Origin of the sequence: Taklimakanibacter albus, assembly GCF_016595235.1 — a bacterium.
GTDB lineage: Bacteria > Pseudomonadota > Alphaproteobacteria > Rhizobiales > Aestuariivirgaceae > Taklimakanibacter > Taklimakanibacter albus.
This window is the reverse complement of record NZ_JAENHL010000006.1, coordinates 493,938-516,184: the sequence shown is the minus strand read 5'-3', so window position 1 is coordinate 516,184 and position 22,247 is coordinate 493,938. Positions and strand designations below refer to the sequence as shown.

Annotated in this window: 17 protein-coding genes and 1 riboswitch; of the genes, 5 read left to right on the top strand and 12 right to left on the bottom strand. The window is 63.4% G+C overall.

The features are described 5' to 3' along the window. Positions 1-24: 24 nt before the first annotated feature. Both JHL16_RS07085 and aspS read right to left on the bottom strand, forming a co-directional pair. Entirely contained in the window at positions 25-3,153 is a 3,129-nt protein-coding gene (locus JHL16_RS07085) for a glycosyltransferase family 2 protein (RefSeq protein ID WP_200184178.1), read from the bottom strand. 81 nt (positions 3,154-3,234) lie between these two features. Beyond that, a complete protein-coding gene (gene aspS / locus JHL16_RS07080) occupies positions 3,235-5,016 on the bottom strand; it encodes an aspartate--tRNA ligase (RefSeq protein ID WP_200184177.1) in 1,782 nt (593 codons plus the stop codon). Positions 5,017-5,284: 268 nt separating this feature from the next. Here aspS and rnd point away from each other — a divergent pair, with 268 nt between their 5' ends. After that, positions 5,285-6,472: a ribonuclease D gene (gene rnd, locus JHL16_RS07075; RefSeq protein WP_200184176.1), complete on the top strand. Its 1,188-nt coding sequence runs from the start codon at positions 5,285-5,287 to the stop codon at positions 6,470-6,472. A 71-nt stretch (positions 6,473-6,543) separates the two neighbouring features. Further along, positions 6,544-6,837, top strand: coding sequence for a GYD domain-containing protein (locus tag JHL16_RS07070; protein WP_137855371.1), 294 nt, complete (start codon positions 6,544-6,546; stop codon positions 6,835-6,837). Positions 6,838-6,850: 13 nt separating this feature from the next. Here the strand turns inward: JHL16_RS07070 and ppx are convergent, their stop codons facing one another. The 6 genes from ppx to JHL16_RS07040 all read right to left on the bottom strand — a co-directional run bounded on the left by ppx (position 6,851) and on the right by JHL16_RS07040 (position 14,136). Beyond that, complete coding sequence (gene ppx, locus JHL16_RS07065; RefSeq protein WP_200184175.1) at positions 6,851-8,362, bottom strand: exopolyphosphatase; 1,512 nt, start codon at positions 8,360-8,362, stop codon at positions 6,851-6,853. Then, positions 8,359-10,533: an RNA degradosome polyphosphate kinase gene (locus JHL16_RS07060; protein WP_200184174.1), complete on the bottom strand. Its 2,175-nt coding sequence runs from the start codon at positions 10,531-10,533 to the stop codon at positions 8,359-8,361. Before JHL16_RS07060 ends, ppx begins: the two co-directional genes overlap by 4 nt. A gap of 74 nt (positions 10,534-10,607) precedes the next feature. Next, on the bottom strand, positions 10,608-11,312 hold the full coding sequence (locus JHL16_RS07055; protein ID WP_200184173.1) for a P-loop NTPase family protein: 705 nt from the start codon (positions 11,310-11,312) through the stop codon (positions 10,608-10,610). Then, positions 11,312-12,427 carry an AI-2E family transporter gene (locus JHL16_RS07050; protein ID WP_200184172.1) on the bottom strand — a complete coding sequence of 372 codons (1,116 nt, stop codon included), beginning with the start codon at positions 12,425-12,427 and terminating at the stop codon, positions 11,312-11,314. Before JHL16_RS07050 ends, JHL16_RS07055 begins: the two co-directional genes overlap by 1 nt. Further along, positions 12,424-12,978 carry a CDP-alcohol phosphatidyltransferase family protein gene (locus JHL16_RS07045; RefSeq protein WP_200184171.1) on the bottom strand — a complete coding sequence of 185 codons (555 nt, stop codon included), beginning with the start codon at positions 12,976-12,978 and terminating at the stop codon, positions 12,424-12,426. The genes JHL16_RS07050 and JHL16_RS07045 overlap by 4 nt, the downstream gene beginning before the upstream one ends. 33 nt (positions 12,979-13,011) lie before the next feature. Further along, positions 13,012-14,136, bottom strand: a complete 1,125-nt coding sequence (locus tag JHL16_RS07040) for a DUF2066 domain-containing protein (protein WP_200184170.1) — start codon at positions 14,134-14,136, stop codon at positions 13,012-13,014. A gap of 242 nt (positions 14,137-14,378) precedes the next feature. On the opposite strand from JHL16_RS07040, the gene purM reads away from it, so the two are divergent. From purM to thiD, 3 genes are read left to right on the top strand one after another with little or no spacing between them, the layout of a single operon-like run. After that, positions 14,379-15,461 (top strand): phosphoribosylformylglycinamidine cyclo-ligase, encoded by a 1,083-nt coding sequence (gene purM, locus JHL16_RS07035; RefSeq protein ID WP_200184169.1) that lies wholly within the window; start codon positions 14,379-14,381, stop codon positions 15,459-15,461. Continuing rightward, positions 15,461-16,105 (top strand): phosphoribosylglycinamide formyltransferase, encoded by a 645-nt coding sequence (purN, locus tag JHL16_RS07030; protein ID WP_200184168.1) that lies wholly within the window; start codon positions 15,461-15,463, stop codon positions 16,103-16,105. Before purM ends, purN begins: the two co-directional genes overlap by 1 nt. Next, a complete protein-coding gene (gene thiD / locus JHL16_RS07025; RefSeq protein WP_200184167.1) occupies positions 16,102-16,905 on the top strand; it encodes a bifunctional hydroxymethylpyrimidine kinase/phosphomethylpyrimidine kinase in 804 nt (267 codons plus the stop codon). Before purN ends, thiD begins: the two co-directional genes overlap by 4 nt. On the opposite strand, the gene thiE is transcribed toward thiD, so the two are convergent. The 4 genes from thiE to JHL16_RS07005 all read right to left on the bottom strand — a co-directional run bounded on the left by thiE (position 16,847) and on the right by JHL16_RS07005 (position 22,232). Then, on the bottom strand, positions 16,847-17,521 hold the full coding sequence (gene thiE / locus JHL16_RS07020; RefSeq protein WP_200184166.1) for a thiamine phosphate synthase: 675 nt from the start codon (positions 17,519-17,521) through the stop codon (positions 16,847-16,849). The two genes, thiD and thiE, sit on opposite strands and share 59 nt — an antisense overlap. Then, complete coding sequence (thiM, locus tag JHL16_RS07015; protein WP_200184165.1) at positions 17,518-18,315, bottom strand: hydroxyethylthiazole kinase; 798 nt, start codon at positions 18,313-18,315, stop codon at positions 17,518-17,520. Before thiM ends, thiE begins: the two co-directional genes overlap by 4 nt. After that, the gene (thiC, locus tag JHL16_RS07010) at positions 18,312-20,129 is read right to left on the bottom strand and encodes a phosphomethylpyrimidine synthase ThiC (protein ID WP_200184964.1); all 1,818 of its coding nucleotides are present in this window, start codon (positions 20,127-20,129) and stop codon (positions 18,312-18,314) included. The genes thiM and thiC overlap by 4 nt, the downstream gene beginning before the upstream one ends. 94 nt (positions 20,130-20,223) lie before the next feature. Next, positions 20,224-20,354: riboswitch (TPP riboswitch) on the bottom strand. 105 nt (positions 20,355-20,459) lie between these two features. Further along, positions 20,460-22,232 (bottom strand): gamma-glutamyltransferase family protein, encoded by a 1,773-nt coding sequence (locus JHL16_RS07005; RefSeq protein ID WP_200184164.1) that lies wholly within the window; start codon positions 22,230-22,232, stop codon positions 20,460-20,462. Between the last annotated feature and the right edge of the window lie 15 nt (positions 22,233-22,247).

The following is a 22,247-nucleotide window of genomic DNA, read 5'->3' as shown; positions in this document are numbered from 1 at the left end:
GAGCTTCTCCCGGCCATTTTGCTTTCAGGCATCCCAATCGATGGGCTGCATCATGCCGTGGCGGATGAGGCTCGCGGGGCCGGCATAACGTCTGGAACCCGGATAATGGGCGACCAGCTTCGGCATACCGGCGAGTTCCTGATTGATGATCTGGTAAGCGCGGGAGCCGAGCGCATGCTGCCCCTCCTCCTCATAGCGCCGGCTACGCGCCTGGAAGTCATCCATCAGCTTGAGATGCAGCAGCGCGCCGCGGGCCACCGGTTTGGCAGGGGGGACCGGCCAGAGGAAATGTGCATCGATGATGCTCGTCTCCTCCGAAACCCGGATGAACGGATGCTTCGACAGCCAATGGGCATGGACGTCGGGCCCATTGTTGAAGAGCCGATGACGCGGGCCGCCGGTCGTCAGCCACCCGCCCTTCTCACGCGTCTCGACATAACCATCACCGTCGAACCAGCAATCGGTCGCCAGGATTTCAGCGATGGATCGGCCGTCCTGGCCGATTTCGCCCGAGGGATAGACATCGATCATCAAGCCATGGATCCTGTCGTGATTCCTGGCCGCCAGCCACCGACCGAGGTCGGCGAGATGCCTTTCCTCCATGCGATCATAGACGAGCAACTCGTCGGCATCGGAATGGACCGTCCAGCATCCGCGACAGAATTCACGCGCGATCCCATTGGCCCAATAGATGCCGCCTAATCCCTCGGCATAAGAGGCGTGCGCCCGGAAGATGTCCGCCCGGGACTCGGCTGCGATGATCTCATGCGATCCGTCGTCGGACATGTTGTCGATCATGAAGAATCTCGTCACGCCGAGCTTCTTGTAATGGTCGAAGAAGAGCGGAAGACGTATGGCCTCGTTTCTCACGACGGAGACAAGGCCGATCTCGCCCGGCGCCAGCGGGCCCCGGCAGCGGACGATATCCAAATGCTCAGCGAGGCTGCGATGCGACTCCCAATTGAATTGCTGTCGCTTTTCCCACACCCCACCTTCTTCGGGCAGTGTGCTGGTCCACATCGTCCGGTTCGGCGGCCGCCGTCCCTGCCTGAGAAAGGCCTTGCGTTTCTCGATCTCCGCCGGATCGGTGGGCGCATCCCAATCGATCGGCAGCATGAAGGACTGACGCACCAGGCTCCGGGGGCCGCGATAACGGCTTGAGCCTTCATGAAAGGCCACAAGATCAGGCCGGCCCGCCAGCATGCCCGCAATCCGTTGATAGTCCATGGATTGATTGAAGTGCTGGCCTTCACGGACATAACGCTCAGTGCGCTCGGCAAGATCGTCGATCAATTTGAGGTGTATCAACGCGCCCTGCGGGCCTTCCGTGGCCTCGTCATAGGGCCATTGCCAATGGTGATTGAAGATGACGGTGTCGTCCGCCATACGAAAGTAAGGGTATTTCGACAAGGTCGGCCAGGTTTCGTCTTCGTCCTTCCCGAACAGGCGACGGCGGGCTCCGCCGGTCAGGTCCCATCCGGCCCGGATCCGGTTGAGCGTGTAACCCTCAGTGTCGAACCAGCAATCATCCTTCAGGATGTCAGTGACGCTGCGGCGTCGCTCGCCCAGGGCACCGGACGGGTAAATATCGAGAAGCGGCGCGAAAATCCTGTCGAGGCCGCAATGGTCGAGCCAATCAGCAAGCTGTGGCAGATCATGCTCTTCCATGCCGTCATAGACGAGGAGTTCGTCGGCATCGACCCTGAGGATCCAGTGTCCGATGCAGAATGCGCGCGCCACCGCATTGGCCCAGTAAAGGCCGGCCTGTCCGTCCCTGAATGCCGCCTGGGTCAGGAAGATATCGGCATCAGGCTGAGCGAGCAGAAATTCATGCGATCCGTCGTCGGAGCCGTTGTCGATGATGAGGAAACGGGTGACGCCGAGACTCCGGTAATGCTCGAAGAACAATGGCAGCCGATCGATCTCGTTGCGCAGAACGCAGATCAGGCCACACTCGCCGTCGCGCAACGTCCCCCGGCATCGTATCGTCGTCAGATGCTCACTGAGCGAGCGTTGCGACAAGGCGATGAACTCATCGCCCCGCACCCAGTCCTTGCCCGGCACCGGAAGCGTGGCGCGCCAGTATTTCCAGCCGATCTCGCCGAGCACTAGATAAGGCCGCGTATGATCGAGGCGCGTCTCAGCGTCCCAGGCAATCGGTGAAATGATCCGGTTCGCCATGAGGCTGGCGGCTCCGGTATAACGCCGCGACTGCTCGGTGACCGCAACGATATGCGAAGCGTTGGCGAGGCGCCGATTGATCGTGCTGTAATGCAGCGCACCCAGCCAATGCTGCCCCTCGGCCTCATTCACCGCGGATCTCCTGATGAAATCATCCATCAGCTTGAGATGCAGGAAGGCGCCGAAGGCCACATTCGTGCTGGTATCGACGGGCCACAGATAATGAGCGTTGAGAACCGAGCGCTCCGGCGTCATCTCGAAGAACGGATATTTCGAAATGGGCGCCGCCATGCCGCCCTTCTCGAAGAGTCGGTGGCGGGACCCGCCATGCACGATCCAGCCGGTCGGCAGGCGGCGGGCGGAATAACCTTCCGCGTCGAACCAGCAATCCTTTTCCAGGATATCGGCGATCTCCCTTTTGCCCAGTCCGACCGGGCCGGATGGATATATATCCAGCATGATCCCGAAAAGCCGGTCGAAGCCCTGGCTTTTGAGCCACGCTCCCAAAACCGCGAGGCCATGCGTTTCCATGCCGTCATAGACGAGCAGCTCGTCGGCATCGGCCATCAGCACCCAATTGCCGGTGCAGTATTCGCGCGCTAGGCCGTTATACCAGTAGATGCCGAAGCAACTGTCGTAATAAGGCGTGGTCGTGTGGAAGACATCGGCCAGTGGCTCGGCCAGCAGCATCTCGTGCGAGCCATCGTCGGAATTGTTGTCGACCATGAAGAAGCGGTCGACCCCGAGCTTCCGGTAATGCTCGAAGAAGAGCGGCAGGCGCGCCGCCTCATTGCGTAGAACGCACAGAACCGCGACCTCGCCCGGTCTCAGCCGGCCGCGACAGCGGATCGTCGTCAGATGCTCGGTGAGTGAGCGGCGCGACAGCTCATCGAATTCGGCTTTGTCCGCCCAATCCCCGCCGTGGCGTGGAAGCGTCAGCTTCCAGTCCCGCGGCAGGATGGGGCGCGGCATGTTCACCGGACGCCCCGGACGGCCAATGGCGGAGCGGCGATCTCATCGCAATGGCCCCATCCGCCACTCATCCTTCGCTCCCTATTTGTCGGGCAGATTGACCCTGAGATGCAATTCGCGCAACTGCTTCGGCGTGGGATCGGACGGCGCGTTCATCAGCAGGTCATAGGCCTGCTGGTTCATCGGGAACATCGTCACCTCGCGCAGGTTCTTGGCGCCGACCAGCAGCATGACGATGCGGTCGATGCCGGCCGCCATGCCGCCATGCGGCGGCGCGCCATACTGGAAAGCGCGATAGAGGCCGCCGAAGTTTTCCTCGACAGTCGCACGGCTCAGGCCCACGAGCTCGAAGGCTTTGACCATCGTCTCCGGCAAATGGTTGCGGATGCCGCCCGAGGCGATCTCGAAGCCGTTGCAGACCATGTCGTACTGGAACGCCTTGATGGTCAGCGGGTCCTGCTTCGACAGGGCCTCGATGCCGCCCTGCGGCATGGAGAACGGGTTGTGGCCGAAATCGATCTTCTTCTCTTCCTCGCTCCATTCATAGAAGGGGAAGTCGACGATCCAGCACAGCTCGAAACGATTGCGGTCGACGAGGTTCAATTCCTCGCCGGCGCGGGTGCGCGCGGCGCCCGCGAAGGTCGCGAATTTCTTCGGATCGCCGGCGACGAAGAAGGCGGCGTCGCCATCTTCGAGGCCGAGCTGCTGGCGGATGGCCTCGGTGCGCTCGCCGATATTCTTGGCGATCGGGCCCGCGCCCTCGAGCCTGTCGCCTTCCTTGCGCCAGAAGATATAGCCCAAGCCCGGCTGGCCCTCGCTTTGCGCCCAGGCGTTCATGCGGTCGCAGAAGGCGCGCGAGCCGCCGGTCTTGGCCGGAATGGCCCAGACCTGGTTCTTGGCGTCGCTGGCGAGGATGTTGGCGAAGACTTTGAAACCCGATCCCCGGAAATGCTCGGACACGTCCTGCATCACGATCGGGTTGCGCAGGTCGGGCTTGTCGGAGCCGTATTTGCGTATCGCTTCGTCATAGGCGATGCGCGGGAATTCCTTCGTCACCGGCTTGCCTTCGGCGAAGCTCTCAAATACCGAGCGCAGGACCGGCTCCATGGTGGTGAGCACATCGTTCTGCTCGACAAAGCTCATTTCGAGATCGAGCTGGTAGAATTCGCCCGGCAGACGGTCGGCGCGCGGGTCCTCGTCGCGGAAGCAGGGCGCGATCTGGAAATAGCGATCGAAGCCCGACACCATGATGAGCTGCTTGTACTGCTGCGGCGCCTGCGGCAGCGCATAGAACTTGCCGGCATGGATGCGCGACGGCACCAGGAAGTCACGCGCCCCTTCGGGCGACGACGCGGTGAGGATCGGCGTCGAGAATTCGGTGAAGCCCGCCTCGCCCATGCGCTTCCTCATCTCGGCGATGATCTTGGTGCGCGCCATGATGTTCCGGTGCAGGCCTTCACGGCGCAAATCGAGGAAGCGGTATTTGAGGCGGACATCCTCGGGATATTCGATGTCGCCGAAGACCGGCAGCGGCAGCTCCTTGGCTTCCGACAGGACTTCGATGCTGGTGGCGAAGACCTCGATCAGGCCGGTCGGCAGGTCGTGGTTCTCGGTGCCGGCGGGGCGCAGGCGCACCTTGCCGTCGACCTTGATCACCCATTCGCTGCGCAGGGTTTCGGCGGTCTTGAAGGCAGGGCTGTCGGGGTCGGCCACGACCTGGGTCAGGCCGTAATGGTCACGAAGGTCGATGAACAGCAAGCCGCCATGATCGCGCACGCGATGCACCCAGCCCGACAGGCGCGTCTCGCTGCCCTGGTGCGTCTCGCGGAGATCTCCGCATTTATGGCTTCTATAGGCGTGCATAATCCCTCGCAAATCGGGTCGGAAAATCAGTAGAAGAGCGCGGAAAAGCGCATGGGGAGGCGCGATTGTCAAGTTGCCCGCGGTTTTAGCCGTTTCAGGCGGTTTTTCCGGTCCGGATGCCTGTCGACGCTGCGGCAAATCTGGAAAATTGACAAAACGAGTCGAAAATAGGCTTAAATTACTGAAAAGTAAGGAAAAACCATATTTTTCGCGAATGAGACAGCAAATCATTTGACGCCTGCCCCGGACTCGCGCGACTTAGAGCCCTATGGAGGTCATCACCACCACATCCGCGCTCAAGGCGCTCGTCAAGGAACTCGCCCGGGAAGCCTATGTCACGGTCGATACCGAATTCATGCGCGAGCAGACCTTCTGGCCTGACCTCTGCCTCATCCAGATTGCCGGCGGAAACCATCAGGCGATCATCGACCCCAAGGCGCCGGATATCGACCTCAAGCCCTTCCACGCGCTGATGACCAACGAGAATGTCCTCAAGGTCTTTCATGCGGCGCGCCAGGATATCGAGATTTTCGTGCATCTGTCGGGCCGGGTGCCACATCCGGTGTTCGACACGCAGATCGCCGCAATGGTCTGCGGCTTCGGCGACCAGGTCTCCTATGAATCGATCGTGCGGCAGCTGGCGCGCGCCCAGATCGACAAGTCCTCGCGCTTCACCGACTGGTCCAGGCGCCCTCTCACCGAGAAGCAGCTCAATTACGCGCTATCCGACGTCACCCATCTGCGTACCGTCTATGAGAAGCTGAAAGAAGAGCTCGACAAGACTGGCCGCGAGCCCTGGCTGGCGCAGGAAATGGAAGTCCTGACCTCGCCCAAGACCTACAATATGGCGCCGGAAGACGCCTGGAAGCGGCTCAAGACCCGGCTGCGCTCGAAGAAGCAATTGGGCGTCCTGATCGCGCTTGCCGCCTGGCGCGAGCGCGAGGCCCAGGAAAAGAACGTGCCGCGCCAGCGCATCATCAAGGATGACGCGCTGATCGAGGTCGCCACCCAGATGCCGCAGACGCGCGAGGCGCTGAACGCGTCACGCGCATTGCCACGCGGTTTCGGCAATTCGCGCGCCGGCGAGGCGATCCTCGTCGCCGTCAAGGACGGGCTCGAGACCGACGCGAAGCTCCTGCCGCCACTTCCCGGCGGGCATGAGAAGATGCCCGAGAGCACGCAGGCCGCCGCCGAGATCCTCAAGCTCGCGCTCAAGATCGTGGCCGAGCGCGAAGGCTTGGCGCCGCGACTTCTCGCCAGCGCTTCCGATATCGACGCGGTGGCGCAGGACGACGAGGCCGACGTGCCGCTGATGAATGGCTGGCGCCGCCAGATGTTCGGCGCGATCGCGCTCGACCTCAAGCATGGCCGCGCCGTCATCGGCTTCCGCGATGGCCGGGCCGAAATCATGCCAAGTGCGGCGCCCTTCAAGCCCACCGCCGCCGCCGCGGAATAGCCTCCCTGCCCTAACGCCCGCGCTTGTGCTACGCTCTGTAGTTCCGGGGGATCCAGCAGGGAGGTTGAACCATGCCTGCCTTTATTCTCCTCACGAACTTTACCGATCAGGGAATCCGCGCCGTCAAGGACACGGTCAAGCGCGCCGAGAAATTCCGCGAGCTTGCCAAGCAGAACGGCGCCACCGTCAAAGAGCTCTACTGGACCCTGGGAAAGTATGACGTCGTCTCGGTCGTCGAGGCGCCGGATGTGACGAGCATCACCGCGCTCGGTCTCACCCTCGGCATGGCGGGCAATGTGCGTACCGAGACGCTGCCCGCCTTCACCGCGGATGAGATGGCGAAGGTTCTGGCCAAAGTGAAATAGGCCGGATCCGGGATCAGTAGATTTCGACCTTGGCGGTGCGGCCCATCTGGCCGGCCAGCGCGTCGAGGCGCTTCTCGACGCGCTCGCCCATGAGATCGGCGAATTTCCGCGGCACCCGGAGCATCAGATTGCGGGTGCCCTCGACCTCGATGCCGATCTTCGGCAGAACGCCGGGCATGGCGGCGGTGAGGATGTAGGCAAGGCGGAAGACCTCGCTCAAAAGTCTGGCCCGCTCCAGCGTCTTGTCGTCGACAAGGCGGGCGAGGCTGGTGGTCATGCCCTCCTCCTCGCCCTCGTAGCGATAATAGATGGTGAGGGCCAGGAAGACGCGACCGGCATGGTCGATATCGACGAAAGCCGCCTGGGAGATCATGCCGAGCGAACGCTGGGCGCGGTAGTCCGGATGCGCGCGCCAGCCGATGTCGGCCAGGAGGCAGGCGGCCTGGCGCAGGCGGCGCTCAGGCTCCGTCTCCTCGAAGCTCTTATGGGCGAAGAGCTTGTCGGTCCAATCGCACAATTCGAGCTCGTGCTCGGGCGAGCGCGCATAGCGGCAGCAGAAATCCCAGCACGAGGATAGCAGCGCGTCGGTATCGCGCTTGCGCTTCGGCAGCTTCGAATAGAGCAGGCCCTCGCGCACGCCATAGATCGAGACGACCATCTGCTTCACCTTGGACTTGGCGAGCAGGCGCTCGAGCACCAAGGCACCGAAAGGCAAGGTGTCGATGCGGCTCTTGGAGACGGTCTTGATGTCTTTCAGCGAAGACGATGAGAGATGCGAGACGAGATCGGCCACCGAACGCGCCTGCTCGCGCCCGATCGTGTAATTATGCAGGACATGGAGCGGATAACGCGTCTGGCCCATATGGATGCGCGCGATGTTGCGCCAGGTGCCGCCCACCGCATAGAGCGTGCGGCCCTTGAGCTTCGTGAGGAGTGGCGATGAATCGAGATACTTGTCGATGATGTCGCGCGCCTTGGCGGTCGAGCCGCCCGACATGTCGATGAGTCGCAAGGGCCCGAGCGGAAAAGTGATGCCGTCGCGGATGCGTCCTTCGCTCACATCGATGAGCTCAAGGCTGCCGCCGCCCAGATCGCCGATCAACCCGTCGGCGCCAGTGACACCGGCCATGACCCCCATGGCGGCGAGCCGCGCCTCTTCCTTGCCGGAGAGCACGTCGATATGGGCGCCCAGCGCCTCTTCCGCCATGTCGACGAATTGCGGACCATTCTCGGCCTCGCGTGCCGCCGCGGTCGCTACCGCATAGACTTCGCGGGCGCCGATCTGGCGCGACAGCGCCTTGAAGCGGCGCAACGCCGCCAGCGCGCGCTCCATGCCCTGCGGATGGAGCTGGCGCGTGGTGGCCACGCCGCGGCCCAGGCCGCAGAGGAGCTTTTCGTTGAAGACAGGCGTCGGCGCCCGCCGCAGGCCGTCATAGACGACAAGCCGCACCGAGTTCGATCCGATGTCGACGACCGATACCGGACGGTATTTCGTCGACCCGCTGCCTAATCTTTTACGCTTCACTTCTTGGCTCTGGACTTCCTGCTCACGCGCGCCGTGATCGGTGGCGGCAGACTACCTTTAAGCGATCTGCCGCGTCCAGAGAGAGATGGATTCTTCATGAAATAGGTGTGGGCATTGAAGGGCTCCTCGTCGGGCCCAGGTGCTATGCGGCGCGAAGAGCCGTCCGACAGCAATTCCCAGCTCTGCTCGTTGTCGCGCATATTGGCCATCATGATCTGGCCCATGACCTGCTCATGCACCGTCGGGTTCTCGATCGGAATCAGCGTCTCGACGCGGCGATGCAGGTTGCGCGGCATCCAGTCGGCCGACGCGATATAGACCCTGGCGCTCTGATGCGGCAGGCCGTGGCCGGCGCCGAAGCAGATGATGCGGCTATGCTCGAGGAAGCGGCCGATGATGCTCTTGACGCGGATGTTTTCCGACAGGCCTGGCACGCCGGGCCTCAGGCAGCAGATGCCGCGCACCACGAGGTCGATCTGAACGCCGGCCTGGCTCGCCGTATAAAGCGCATCGATGATGCCGGGATCGACCAGCGAGTTGAGCTTGGCCCAGATCTGGCCGGGCCGGCCTTCCTTCACATGCTCGATCTCGTCCTCGATGTCCTCGAGAAGCTGCGCCTTCATGCCGATGGGCGACAGTGAGATCTTCTCGAGATCCTCGGGCTCGGCATAACCCGAAATGTAATTGAAAAGCCTGGAGGCGTCGCGCGCGAGCGCCGGATCGCAGGTGAAGAAGGAGAGGTCGGTATAGATCTTGGCCGTCACCGGATGATAGTTGCCGGTGCCGAAATGCACGTAGGTGCGCATATTGCCGCCCTCGCGGCGCACCACCATCGAGACCTTGGCGTGAGTCTTGAGCTCGATGAAGCCGAAGACGACCTGGGCGCCGGCGCGTTCGAGATTGCGCGCCCAGGCGATATTGGCTTCCTCGTCGAAGCGGGCTTTCAGCTCGACCAGCGCCATGACGGACTTGCCGGCTTCCGCCGCCTTGATCAGCGCCGCGACGATCGGGCTGTCATTCGAGGTGCGGTAGAGCGTCTGTTTGATGGCGACGACATCGGGGTCCTGGGCGGCCTGGCGGACGAACTGGACGACGACGTCGAAAGATTCGTAAGGGTGATGGACGATGATGTCCTTCTGGCGGATGGCGGCGAAGCAGTCGCCGCCATGGTCACGGATGCGCTCCGGGAAACGCGCCACGAAGGGCTTGAATTTGAGATCCGGACGCTCGTCGAGAATGAGCTGCTTGGTGTCGGAATAGCCGATGAGGCCGGCGCAGGTGACCATCACGTCGGCCGACACGTCGAGCTCGTCGGCGATGAAGTCGCGCAAGTTGGAGGGACAGGCAGCGTCGATCTCCATGCGGATCACCGAACCGCGGCGGCGGCGTTTGAGGGCGCTTTCGAAAAGCAGCACCAGATCTTCCGCCTCTTCCTCGATTTCGATATCGCTGTCGCGGATGAGGCGGATCAGCCCCTGCCCCAGCACGTCATAACCGGGAAAGAGTCTGGGCACGAAAAAGGACAGCATGTTCTCGAGCGAGATGAAGCGCGCGATGGCGCCCGGCAGCCTGATGAAACGGTCGAGCTGCTGAGGAATGGGAAGCAGCGCGTTCATCATGCCGCCGTCGCGACGGCGCTTGAGCTGGAGTGCGATGATGAAGCCGCGATTGGGAATGAAGGGGAAAGGATGGGCCGGGTCGATGGCGATCGGCGTGACCACCGGCAGGATGTGGCTCAGGAAGCGCTCGCTGAGCCAGGCACGCTCCTCCTCGTTGAGATCGGAGCCATCGGTGATGTGGATGCCGTTCTGGCTCAGTTCGTCGCGCAATTGCAGCCAGCGCGTATCCTGCTCGCTCATCAGCTCCTGGGCGAGCTTGCGCACCTGGTCGAGCTGCTCGGCGGGCGTCAGGCCGTCCTGGCTCAGTTCGGCGAGCCTGGCGCGCATCTGGCCGACGAGGCCGGCGACGCGCACCATGAAGAATTCGTCGAGGTTGTTGCCCGATATGGAGAGGAAGCGCAGGCGCTCAAGGAGCGGGTGACTGGCGTTGCGGGCCTCTTCCAGAACCCGCATATTGAAGACAAGCCAGGACAATTCGCGGTTGATGAAGCGGCCAGGGTCGGTGAGCCCGGTCGTATTCGTCGGTTCTATGGAGAGAGAAATCTCGTTCATCGCGCGATCCTGCCGGAAACCCCAGTTTCAGAGCCTCTACCCAGCCCATATGACCGAACGATGAAGGAATTCCGTTAACCCTCATCCTCGGCGAAAAGCCCTGGAGATGTTATATCCCCAAGCACCCTGGCGGCAAAATTCCGCGTGACCTCGGCCCGCTCCTCCAGCGCCCGCCGGTCGATCTCGGCCACTAGGCTGCGGGCGGCATCGAGTTCCCGCGGCATCCGGGCCAGGAGATAGCTCACCGTGGCCTCGTCGACCGCGATCTGGCGGTCGGCGAAGAGCTTGACCAGGACGCCGCGCAGCAATTCGTCGTCTGGAGCGCCCAATTGGGCGACAGGCGCCGCCTTGAGCCTCGAAATAAGGTCCGGCAACGCAATGCCCCAGCCGAGCGGGGCTTGACGGGCGGTGATGAGGATCGACGCCTTCTGCTCACGGGCGAGGTTGAGAAGATGGAAGAATCCCGCCTCGTCCAGCCTTTCGCCGGGAGCGTCCTCGATCACCAGCGCCCCCTTTTGGAGAAGGTCGGGCACGGATTCCTTGTGGATCTCAGGCGGAGCGATGATCCGGGCGCCGGTCGTCTCACGCCAGACCGCGGCGAGGTGGGATTTACCGCTGCCCGGCGGGCCGAGCAGGATCAGGACATGCGAGGGCCAGTTGGGCCACAGGTCGATGAGCGCCACCGCCTTTTCGTTGGACGGCGTGACCAGGAAATCATCGCGCCCGGAGGCGGGACGGTGCGGCAGGTCGAATGCAAGCTGGCGTCCTTCGGTGCCCATTATTTGGGCGGGCTCCGGCGCTTGGGCTCACTGGGCTCAGGGAGCTTTTTTTGAGTCGGTATGCCCAGATAGAGCGGACTTTTCAGATATTGCTCGATGGCGAAACGGACCAGCACGCCGACCGCGGCAGCCAGCGGCACGGCGAGCAGAAGGCCGACGAAGCCGAAGAGATAGCCGAAGGCAAAAAGCGCGAACATCAGCCAGACCGGGTGGAGGCCGATACGGTTGCCGACCAGGTTGGGCGACAGAAAATTTCCCTCGATGAACTGGCCGCCGGCGAAAATGGCGATGATGATGATGATATGCGCCCAATCGGGCCAGAACTGGATGAGCGCCATGCCGATGGCAAGAACGCCGCCGATGATCGAGCCGACATAGGGAATGAAGCTCAGGAGCCCTGCCCCGAGCCCGATCAGCAGGCCGAAATTGAGCCCGGCGAAGGACAGCGCCACGGCATAGAAGACTCCGAGCAGAAGGCAGACGGTGCCCTGGCCGCGGATGAAGCCCGCCATGGCTTCATCGATCTGGGTGGCGAGGCGGCGGACAGTCGTCAGATGATCGCGCGGCAGCCAGCCATCGACCTTTTCGACCATGCGGTCCCAGTCGTTCAGCATGTAGAAGGCGACGATCGGGGTGACGACCAGGAGCGAGATGACATTCACCAGCGCCAGGCTGCCGGACAGGATCGAGGTCAGGATCGCCGCCACCCAACCGGCCGCCTTGCCGGCGAGATCGGACAGCGAAGCCGGCAGATTGGTGCCCGAGGAGGCCAGCATGTCCTTCAGCCATTGTGGCGCGAGCTCGTCGAAGAGCTTGACCAGCGCCTGCATGTAGCCCGGCAGATTGGAGGAGAAGCGTGCGATCTGGTCACCCAGCACCGGCAATAGCAGCACCAGGAGGATGACGATGACCAGAATGCTCGAAATGAGGATGAGCAGCGTCGCGGCAAGCCGCGGCAGGCCCAGACGCTCCAATGCATCGGCAACGGGATCGAGGAAATAGGCCAGCACCAACCCGGCGATGAAAGGCAGCATGATATCGCCGAGGAGCCAGAGAGCCAGGATAACCACCGCCAGCGCCACGGCCCAGAAGGTGAATTGCCGCTGCAATGTCATGGCGCGTCCCTCGTGCTGGTTCCGTTGGCCATATGGCGGGCCCATGCCCGCATGTAAAGAGCGGCGGAGGCGACGGTGAGGAAAGCCACGACGGCGCTGCCGATATTGAGGAACCAGGTGGCGTCCGACATCCAGGCGAGCACCGCCAGCTGCCCGCCGGCCAGGATGATCTGAGCGGCGGTATTGACCTTGCTGGTGATGAGCGGCTGCATCTTGAGGGGCTTGTCGAGAATCCACGAGAGAATCACGGCACCGACGATCAGCACGTCGCGCGAGGCGACCAGGATGACGAGCCAGGCCGGCATATGCTGCAGCAAGCCCAGCGATACATAGATCGACACCAGCAGCAGCTTGTCGGCGAGCGGATCGAGATAGGCGCCGAGCTGCGTCTTCATCTGGTAGCGGCGCGCAATATAGCCGTCGATGCCGTCGCTGACGCCGGCCATGATAAAGAACAGGAAAGCGAGCCCGAACTGGCCGGCGACGATCAGCCAGATGGTGACCGGCACCAGCAGAATCCGGCCGATGGAGATGATATTCGGCAAATTCATGTGGCGAAGAAGATGATGGTTGCTGGTGTCATCTTACAACGGCTGCAGTACCCATGTCCCGCCCGCCTGCACCAGCCTGAGGCCGCTTCCCGACAAAGCCTGCTGCAGATCCTGGACCGAGTCGACGAAAGCCAGCTGGATGACGGCGCCATTCTCGGCGATGGTCGAGACATCGACGCCAACGACGCCCGGGGTCGCCATAAGCCGGGCGCGGATGCCGTTCCACTGATAGATGCCCGAAAACGGTACGGCGACCGGCATCGAACGCGAGGCGCGCGATTCCTGCTGCTCGGCCGCGACGCGGGCTTGAGCCTCGGCGGCGACCTTGAGGCGCACCGAGCGCCACTTTTCCAGCATAACGTCGTCGAACCGCCGCGCCGCGGCGGCGGCAGCCGATTCAAGCGTGCCGTCCTCGGCGGTATAGGTCTTGTCGAAATTGATCTTACCGAGCGGCGAATCGCCCTGCATCACGGCGCGGATGCCACCCGAGGGGTCCGGTTCGGCGATGGCGACGAGCACGGCCTTGGCCTCATAGCGGATCATCAGGCTCTCGAGCTTGATGGCGTCGCCGGCGGCGACTTCCTCCGGGCTGATGGCGGAGGTGTCCTGGAGATCGCCCAGAGGCACGATGATCGGCACCAGCGACTGCTCGGCCTTAAGGTCGAGCCAGGCCTTGCGCCAGAGATTGTCTTCCCAGAGGACCAGCCCGTTCGGCCCTTTCCACAGCGGCAGGACGACCAGCGGCGGGGCCTGCTCCTCGACGACGTCGATACCATAGCGGCCGAACAGTTCCCGGATCTTGCCGGGCAGGAAGCGCACGGTGAGCTTGCCGATATAACGGCCGGGGCCGGAGCGCTCCTCCTCGATGCTCAGGGAACGCAGCATACGGCCGATATCGCGGGCATCCATGCCCTGAAGCCGCTTGGCGGCCTCGGGCGAGCCCAGCCTTTCGGCCAGTTGGTAGAAGGCTTTGACCTGGGCCTCGATGATGGCGCGGGTGCGGGCCGTGGCGGCGTCCTTGTCGGTGACGTCCACCTCCACGCCGGTAACCGAAAACAGGCCGGTTTCGACCGGGCCAACGGCCCAGGCTTTCAGCGGCGCGGCAAGGATGAGAAAGGTCAGGAAGGCCCCGAGGAGGCCCCTGGAACGGCACGTCATTCACTAAACTCCATCTGCCCAGAGCGCTTCCCGCCAAAGTCACCCGACTTTGGCGATCAGGAAGCGCTCCAAGTACAAACTCGAACCTTACCCGATCGGATTACAACAATCCGATCGGGTAAGGTTCTGAGGCGCTCAGTTGAGCCCAATTGAGCGCTTTATCTAAGGCACCGTTCGGGCTATTCAGCCCCGGCACCCCGGATCACAGCAGAATTCCTAGATCAATGAGGCAAACTAGCGGCATGGGCGCAGGCAAACAAGACGGCCATAATGGCATTTCCTACGCCGACGCAGGCGTTGATATTTCGGCCGGAAACGCCCTGGTCGAGGCTATCAAGCCCCTCGCCAAGGCGACGGCGCGCATCGGAACCGATTCGGCGCTGGGCGGCTTCGGCGGCCTTTTCGACCTCAAGGCCTGCGGCTTCAAGGACCCGGTCCTGGTCGCGGCCAATGACGGGGTCGGCACGAAATTACGCATCGCCATCGATTCCGGCCTGCATGGCACTGTCGGCATCGACCTCGTCGCCATGTCGGTCAACGATCTCGTCGTGCAAGGCGCCGAGCCCCTGTTCTTCCTCGACTATTTCGCGACCGGCAAGCTCCAGGTAAACGAGGCGCGCGACGTCATCGCCGGCATCGCCGAAGGCTGCCGGCAGGCCGGCTGCGCCCTCATCGGTGGTGAGACCGCCGAGATGCCGGGCATGTATCATGGCGGCGATTACGATCTCGCCGGTTTCGCGGTCGGCGCGGTCGAGCGCGAGAACATCCTGCCCAAACCCGATGTCGGGCCGGGCGACGTCATATTGGGCCTGGCTTCCTCGGGCCCGCATTCGAACGGCTATTCGCTGATCCGCCGCCTGGCCGATATCAGCGGTCTTAAATATGGGGACAAAGCGCCCTTTGCTCCCGACAAGACGCTGGGCGAAGCGCTCCTCACGCCCACCCGCATCTATGTGAAGCCGGTGCTTGCTGCGCTCAAAGCTTCATCCGGCATCAAGGCGCTCGCCCATATCACCGGCGGCGGCTTCCTCGAGAACATCCCGCGCGTGCTCCCGGCCCATACCGTGGCCGAGATCGATCTGGCGCAGATCCCCTGCCCGAAGGTCTTCGGCTGGCTGCAGCAGGTCGGCAATATCAGCGAGCGCGAGATGCTGCGCACCTTCAATTGCGGCATCGGCATGATCTGCGTCACGACGGCGGAAAGCGCCGATGAGGTGATGCGCCTCCTCCAGGATCAGGGCGAGCAGGTCGTGCGGGTGGGAACCATCGCCGAACGCCAGGAAGGTGAAGAGCAGGTCAAGCCCCGCGGGCGGCTCGCGCTCTGATGGGCGCGCGCAGGAAAACCGGCATTCTCATTTCAGGCCGGGGCTCGAATATGCAAGCCCTGGTTAAAGCGGCGCGCGATCCCGCCTATCCGGCCGAGATCGTGGTGGTCGTCTCCAACCGGCCTTCTGCCGCCGGCCTCGCTTTCGCACAAGCAGAAGGCATCGCCACCGAAGTCGTCGACCACAAGGCACATGCATCGCGCGAAGCCTTTGATGACGCACTCGATGCGGCGCTCAAGCGCCATGGCGTCGAGCTCGTCGCCTGCGCCGGCTTCATGCGCATCATGACGGAAGGTTTCGTCGGGCGCTGGCGCGACCGGATGATCAATATCCACCCCTCCCTGCTGCCCGCTTACAAGGGTCTTCATACACATGAGCGGGCGCTCGCCGACAAGATCACGCGCCATGGCTGCAGCGTGCATTTCGTCAGGAGCGACGTCGATGACGGCCCGCTGATCGCGCAAGCCTCGGTGCCGGTTCTCAGGGCCGATACGCCCGAGACACTCGCGGCGCGCGTGCTCGACGCGGAGCACAAGATCTATCCCCGCGCGCTGGCTCTAGTGGCCTCTGGCGCCATCCGGGTCGACGGCGAGAAGCTCACCCCGGCCAAGTCCGGGCTGCGCCTGCCGCTCACCATTCCATGATCCCGAATATCCTCAGCATCGCCGGCACAGACCCGACCGGCGGCGCCGGCATCCATGCCGATCTCAAGACGTTCTCGGCCCAAGGTGCCTATGGCATGGCCGCCGTCACCGCGGTCGTCGCCCAGAACACGCAAGGTGTCCGTTCCTTCGTGACGCTGGAGCCCAGCTTCATCGCTGACCAGATCGATGCGGTGTTCGAAGATGTGCGGGTCGATGCGGTCAAGATCGGCATGGTGGCGACGGCGGCCATCGCCGAAGCGATCGCCGATCGCCTCAAGCGTCATGGCGCCAAGCGGATCGTGCTCGATCCGGTCATGGTCGCGAAGAGCGGACACCATCTCCTGCGCCCTGATGCGATCGCCGCCATTCGCGATGTGCTGGTGCCACTGTCGACCCTCATCACGCCGAACCTGCCGGAGGCCGCGGTGCTGCTCGGCGCTGAGCCGCAGTGGAGCGCGACGGAAATGCAGGCGCGCGCCAAGGACCTCCTCGAGCTCGGGTCCGAATGGGTGCTGCTCAAAGGCGGCCATCTCGAAGGCTCGGCCGAAAGCACCGATATCCTGCTCGGCAGCGGCGGCAGCGTCGAATTCTCGGCGCCGCGCATCACCACCAAGAATGATCACGGCACCGGCTGCACGCTCTCGGCCGCCATCGCCGCTCTGCTCCCCCGTCATGGAATGGAAGAGAGCGTGCGGCGCGCCAAGGATTATCTCTCAGGCGCGCTCGCCGCGAGCGATGAGCTCACCGTCGGGCATGGCCACGGGCCGCTGCATCATTTCCACGCGCTCTGGCGCTCCTGACCGCATCGGCGAGGCGCGCCGCTTCGGCGCGCGGATCGGGCTGGCCGCAAATGGCTGAGATCACAGCCAGCCCGTCCGCCCCGGCCGCGATCACGGATGCGGCATGTTCGACCTTGAGTCCACCGATCGCCACCGCCGGGAGCTTGCAGAGCGCCACGAGCTCCGCCAGGCCGGCAAAACCTATGGGCGGCTTGTGGTCCGCCTTGGTCGGTGTAGCGAAGACCGGGCCGAGGCCGACATAGTCGACGATGGTGCCATTCATCGCGCGCGCCGCCTGTGGCGTCTCGATCGAAAGACCGAGGATCATGTCGGGTCCGATACGCCGGCGCGCCTCCACCGCCATCATGTCCTCCTGGCCCACATGCAGGCCATCGGCGGCAATCGCGATGGCCGCCTCGACATCGTCATTGACGATGAGCGGGACGCCGGTGCCCGCCAATACCGCCCTGAGCGCCAGCCCGGTCTCGATCATGCGGGCGGTGCCGACCTCCTTGTCGCGCAGTTGCACCATGGTGACGCCACCCGCCACGGCGGCGCGTGTCGTCTCGACCATCGACAGATCACGGCAGAGCAGCGGATCGAGCACGAGATAGACCGAAAGATCGAAAGGCCTCATGCCGGCACCACCTTCGCCTTGGCATCTAGGCTCGCCGGATCGAGGGCGGCCAGCGCATCGAGGAACCGCCAGGCGAAGGAGCCAGGCCCCTCCGCGCCTTGCGCCGCCGCCTCGCCCGCGACCCCGAAACAGGCCAAGGCGGCGACCGTCGCCGCCAAAGGCTCGCGCGGCGCCGTCGCGGCGAAGGCGCCGACGAGACAGGTGAGCGCGCAGCCAAGCGCCGTCACCTTGGGCATCAAAGGCGAGCCGCCGGCGATACGCAACGATTGCCGGCCATCGGTCACGAAATCCACCGCGCCGGTCACCGCAACGATTGCGTCATGCTGCTGCGCCAATGCGAGCGCCGCCGCTTCGGCCTGCTCCACCGGATCGCGGCTATCGACGCCCTGGCCGGCACTGGCGCCGCCGGCCAGCGCGATGATCTCCGAGGCGTTGGCCCTGATGATGGTCGGACGCAGTCCCAGGAGCTCGGCCACCGCGTTGCGGCGGAACGAGGTGGCGAAATGCGCCACCGGATCGAGAACCCAGGGTATGCGCTTCTCATGGGCAGCGATCACCGCCAGTTTCATGCCGGCGAACCAGTCGGGCGACAGCGTGCCGATATTGACGGTGAGCGCGCCGGCGATGCTGGCGAATTCGCCGGATTCTTCAACGGCGTGTACCATGGCCGGTGATGCGCCTGCCGCCAGCATCACATTGGCCGCGATATTCATCGCGACATAGTTGGTGATGCATTGAACGAGCGGCGGTTTCTCGCGCAAGGCGGCGAGCAGTGTTCCCGGCATGGTCATCATTGGCCCTCCCGTCCGACCGGCATATAGAGATCGCCGCCCGATCGGTATTTCTCGGCCATGGCGGCCATGCCCAGTTTCTGCGCTTCCGTCTGGATTTCCTGCGAAATGCGCATGGAGCAGAATTTGGGCCCACACATGGAGCAGAAATGCGCCACTTTATGGGCCTCCTTGGGCAGTGTCTGATCGTGAAAGGCCCGCGCCGTCTCCGGGTCCAGCGACAGGTTGAACTGATCCTCCCAACGGAACTCGAAACGGGAGCGCGACAAAGCATCGTCCCTGATCTTGGCCGCCGGATGGCCTTTGGCAAGATCGGCGGCATGCGCCGCTATCTTGTAGGTGATGACGCCGGTCTTGACGTCGTCACGGTCCGGCAAGCCCAGATGCTCCTTGGGCGTCACGTAGCAAAGCATGGCGGTGCCGAACCAGCCGATCATCGCAGCACCTATACCTGACGTGATGTGGTCATAACCCGGCGCGATGTCGGTGGTGAGCGGTCCCAGCGTATAGAACGGCGCCTCGCCGCAGATCGCCAGCTGCTTGTCCATATTGGCCTTGATCTTGTGCATCGGCACATGGCCCGGCCCTTCGATCATCACCTGGCAGTCCTTGGTCCAGGCGATCTTCGTCAATTCGCCCAGCGTCTCGAGCTCGGCGAATTGCGCTCTGTCATTGGCATCGGCGATCGAGCCCGGGCGCAGCCCGTCACCCAGCGAGAAGGACACGTCATAGGCCCGCATGATGTCGCAGATCTCCTCGAAATGTTCATAGAGGAAACTCTCGCGGTGATGATGCAGGCACCATTTGGCCATGATCGACCCACCGCGCGACACAATGCCGGTGACGCGGCCGACGGTGAGCGGGACGTAATGCAGGCGAACGCCCGCATGGATGGTGAAATAATCGACGCCCTGCTCGGCCTGTTCGATCAGCGTGTCGCGATAGACTTCCCAGCTCAAATCCTCGGCGACACCGTCGACTTTCTCGAGCGCCTGATAGAGCGGCACCGTGCCGATCGGCACCGGCGCATTGCGGATGATCCATTCGCGGATATTGTGGATGTTGCGGCCGGTGGAGAGGTCCATCACCGTGTCGGCGCCCCAGCGTGTCGCCCACACCATCTTCTCGACCTCTTCGGCCATCGAGGACGTCACCGCCGAGTTGCCGATATTGGCATTGATCTTCACCAGGAAATTACGGCCGATGATCATCGGTTCGGCTTCCGGGTGATTGATGTTGGCGGGTATGATGGCACGGCCTTTCGCGACCTCGTCACGGACGAATTCCGGCGTGACGAAATCGGGAATGTCGGCGCCAAAATCCTCGCCGTCACGCTCGACGGCGTTGCGCAACCGCTCGCGGCCAAGATTCTCGCGGATGGCGACGAACTCCATCTCGGGTGTCACGATACCGGCCCGCGCATAGCTGAGCTGCGTCACCGACTTGCCGTTCTTCCCCTTCAAGGGCCGATGGCGGACCGGGAATTCCGGCGTGAGATGCTTCGCCCCGACGGATCCATTGTCCTCGGGACGGACGTCGCGGCCGGCATAGGCCTCGACGTCACCGCGCGCTTCGATCCAGCGAGCCCGCAAGCGCGGCAGGCCGCGCTCGATGGCGATGGCGATCTTCGGATCGCTATAGGGCCCCGATGCATCATAGACGACGACCGGCGGCTCGCCGGCGGTCGGGTGCAGTGAGATCTCCCGCATCGGCACGCTTATATCGGGATGGATCTTGCCGGATTTGTAGATCTTGGCCGAGGCCGGCAGCGGACCTTGGGTGACGACCGGCGCCGTCGGGTTGTTTGAGGTATGCATCGTCATGGTGAGACTCCTTCGCGATCGCTATGGAGACCCAGCTCTGACCCGGAATGATGAAAAGGCGCCCTTGGGGAAGTAAATGGCCCGAAGGCCGCAAGCGCCCGCACCGTCCCTACGCCAGTGTTAACTGGATCAGGTTCAACGGGTCGCTACGCTGCTCAGGCCGGAAAGCCCTCGCCAGCAGCCTCTCAGCTCCTTGTCGGAGCCCCCCTGGTGAAGGCGTTCAGGGTGCGGGCCATGCGCCGATTTGTCAAGCCGATCGATTTATATCTTATATTTGGCGCGTGATCGGACGGAAAACCGGTACCCACTTTTCCTGATCACGCGCTAGCGACTGATCGCATAGTGGCTACGGCGCGGATCGGCGCCCGAGCCGAGGATGCGGCGCCCATCAATCGGCGCTTTCATATCGACCGACAGTGCAACGCCGCTGGCATCGAATTCGTAATCGGGCCAGAGATGGATGCGGTGGCCGCGCTTGGCGAGGCCCGCTCTGACCTTGTCGGAGATGCGTGCTTCGACGCTCAACCGGCCACGGTCATGGAAATGCGGGAAGAAGGAATCCGGGAAGGCCAAGCAGGTCACGCGCGCCGCCTCGACCGATTGCTGTGGTGACATTCCGCGGTCGACGACATTGAGGAAGGCTTGCAGGATACCTTGCGGAATCACATCGCCACCGCTCGCCGATAAGGCCATCGCTCTGGCCTCCCCCGCTTCAAGGCTCAGCGCGAGTGCCGGCGCCGGCGTCAGACGCGGGCGCTTGCCCGGCCCCAATGCCGCTGGATGCCTGGCATCGAGCCGCGACTGGACTCCCCGTGGCGAGACGATGATGCCAAGCCCCGGCACGATCGGATTGCCGTCGATGGTGTCGCTCGCAGAGCAGCTGAAGACATTGCCCTCGCCATCGATGATGGTGAAATTGGTCGTGTCGCGCCTTTTTCCACGATTGGCGCCAGTCGAGGCAGGAAGATCAAGAGTCGGAAGGTCCGGCAGCGCCTTCTTCAGCCGAACCATGGCGCGCAGCCGTGCCACGTGGTCGTCGGACAACAGCTCTTCAATTTCGACACCCGTGCCGCCATAGAACTTCTCACGGTCCGAGAAAGCGAGCTTCATCGCTTCGACGAGAAGATGGATATAGGCCTCCTCATCCGTGGCATGCGATGCGAGGTCGAAGCCGGCGAGGACGGACAGTGTCTGCAAGATCACCGGCGCCTGGCTGTAGGTCCCGCCGGTGAACATGCGCCAGCCGTGATAGTCATAGCTTTTCGCCGGCGACACTTCATTGCGGAACTCGGCCAAGTCGGAAAGGGTCATCCAGCCGCCACCCTGCCTGACCCAGTCGACTATTCTCTCGGCAACCTCGCCTTCGTAAAAGGCCTTGCGCACCGCTTCGAGCGCTTCCGTCCGTTTGGCGCCGCGTTCGGCAGCTGTCAGCCGCCTGAGCAGCCGCGCCAGATCGGTCTGCACGAGGCGATCACCTTCACGCGGTGGCCTCCCTTCCGGCCAATAGATCGAAGCTGAGCTCTCCCAGTTCTTGAACGTGGCGCCCATCAATTCATAAGCGAGCGCGGTGCGCCGATCGAGCACGAAGCCCTCCTCGGCATAACGCAGCGCCGGCGCCGCGACTTCGCCGAAGGACCAGGTGCCGAAGCGAGACAGTGCCGTCACCCAGGCGTCGAGCGCTGCCGGCACGACCGAACAGGCCGCCCCCAGCGGCATGTCGCCCTTGTAACGGTCGAGATAGGCATCGAGCGTCACCTCACGGCTCCAGGACCCGACGCCGCTGATCGACCAGACCTCATCGGAGCCTGCGAGGCGCAGAACAATCGGCGCGACGCCACCCAGATTGCACATGTCGGCCTGGATCACATTGCTCGCAAGACCGGCGGCGACACCGGCATCGATCGCCGTGCCGCCCCGCTCGAGAACATCGGCCGCCACCATGGAGACCAGCGGATGGCCGGCCACCACCGAATAATTCTCGCCGATCAAGGTCGGGCGCATCGATTCCGGCGGCGGAAAGATATTGGGAACCGGCGACGTGCTGTTGCGCATGCCGCCCGCGGCCTCTTCCGGCACGCTGTTCTTCGGATCGCTCATCGCTCTTGCTCCTAG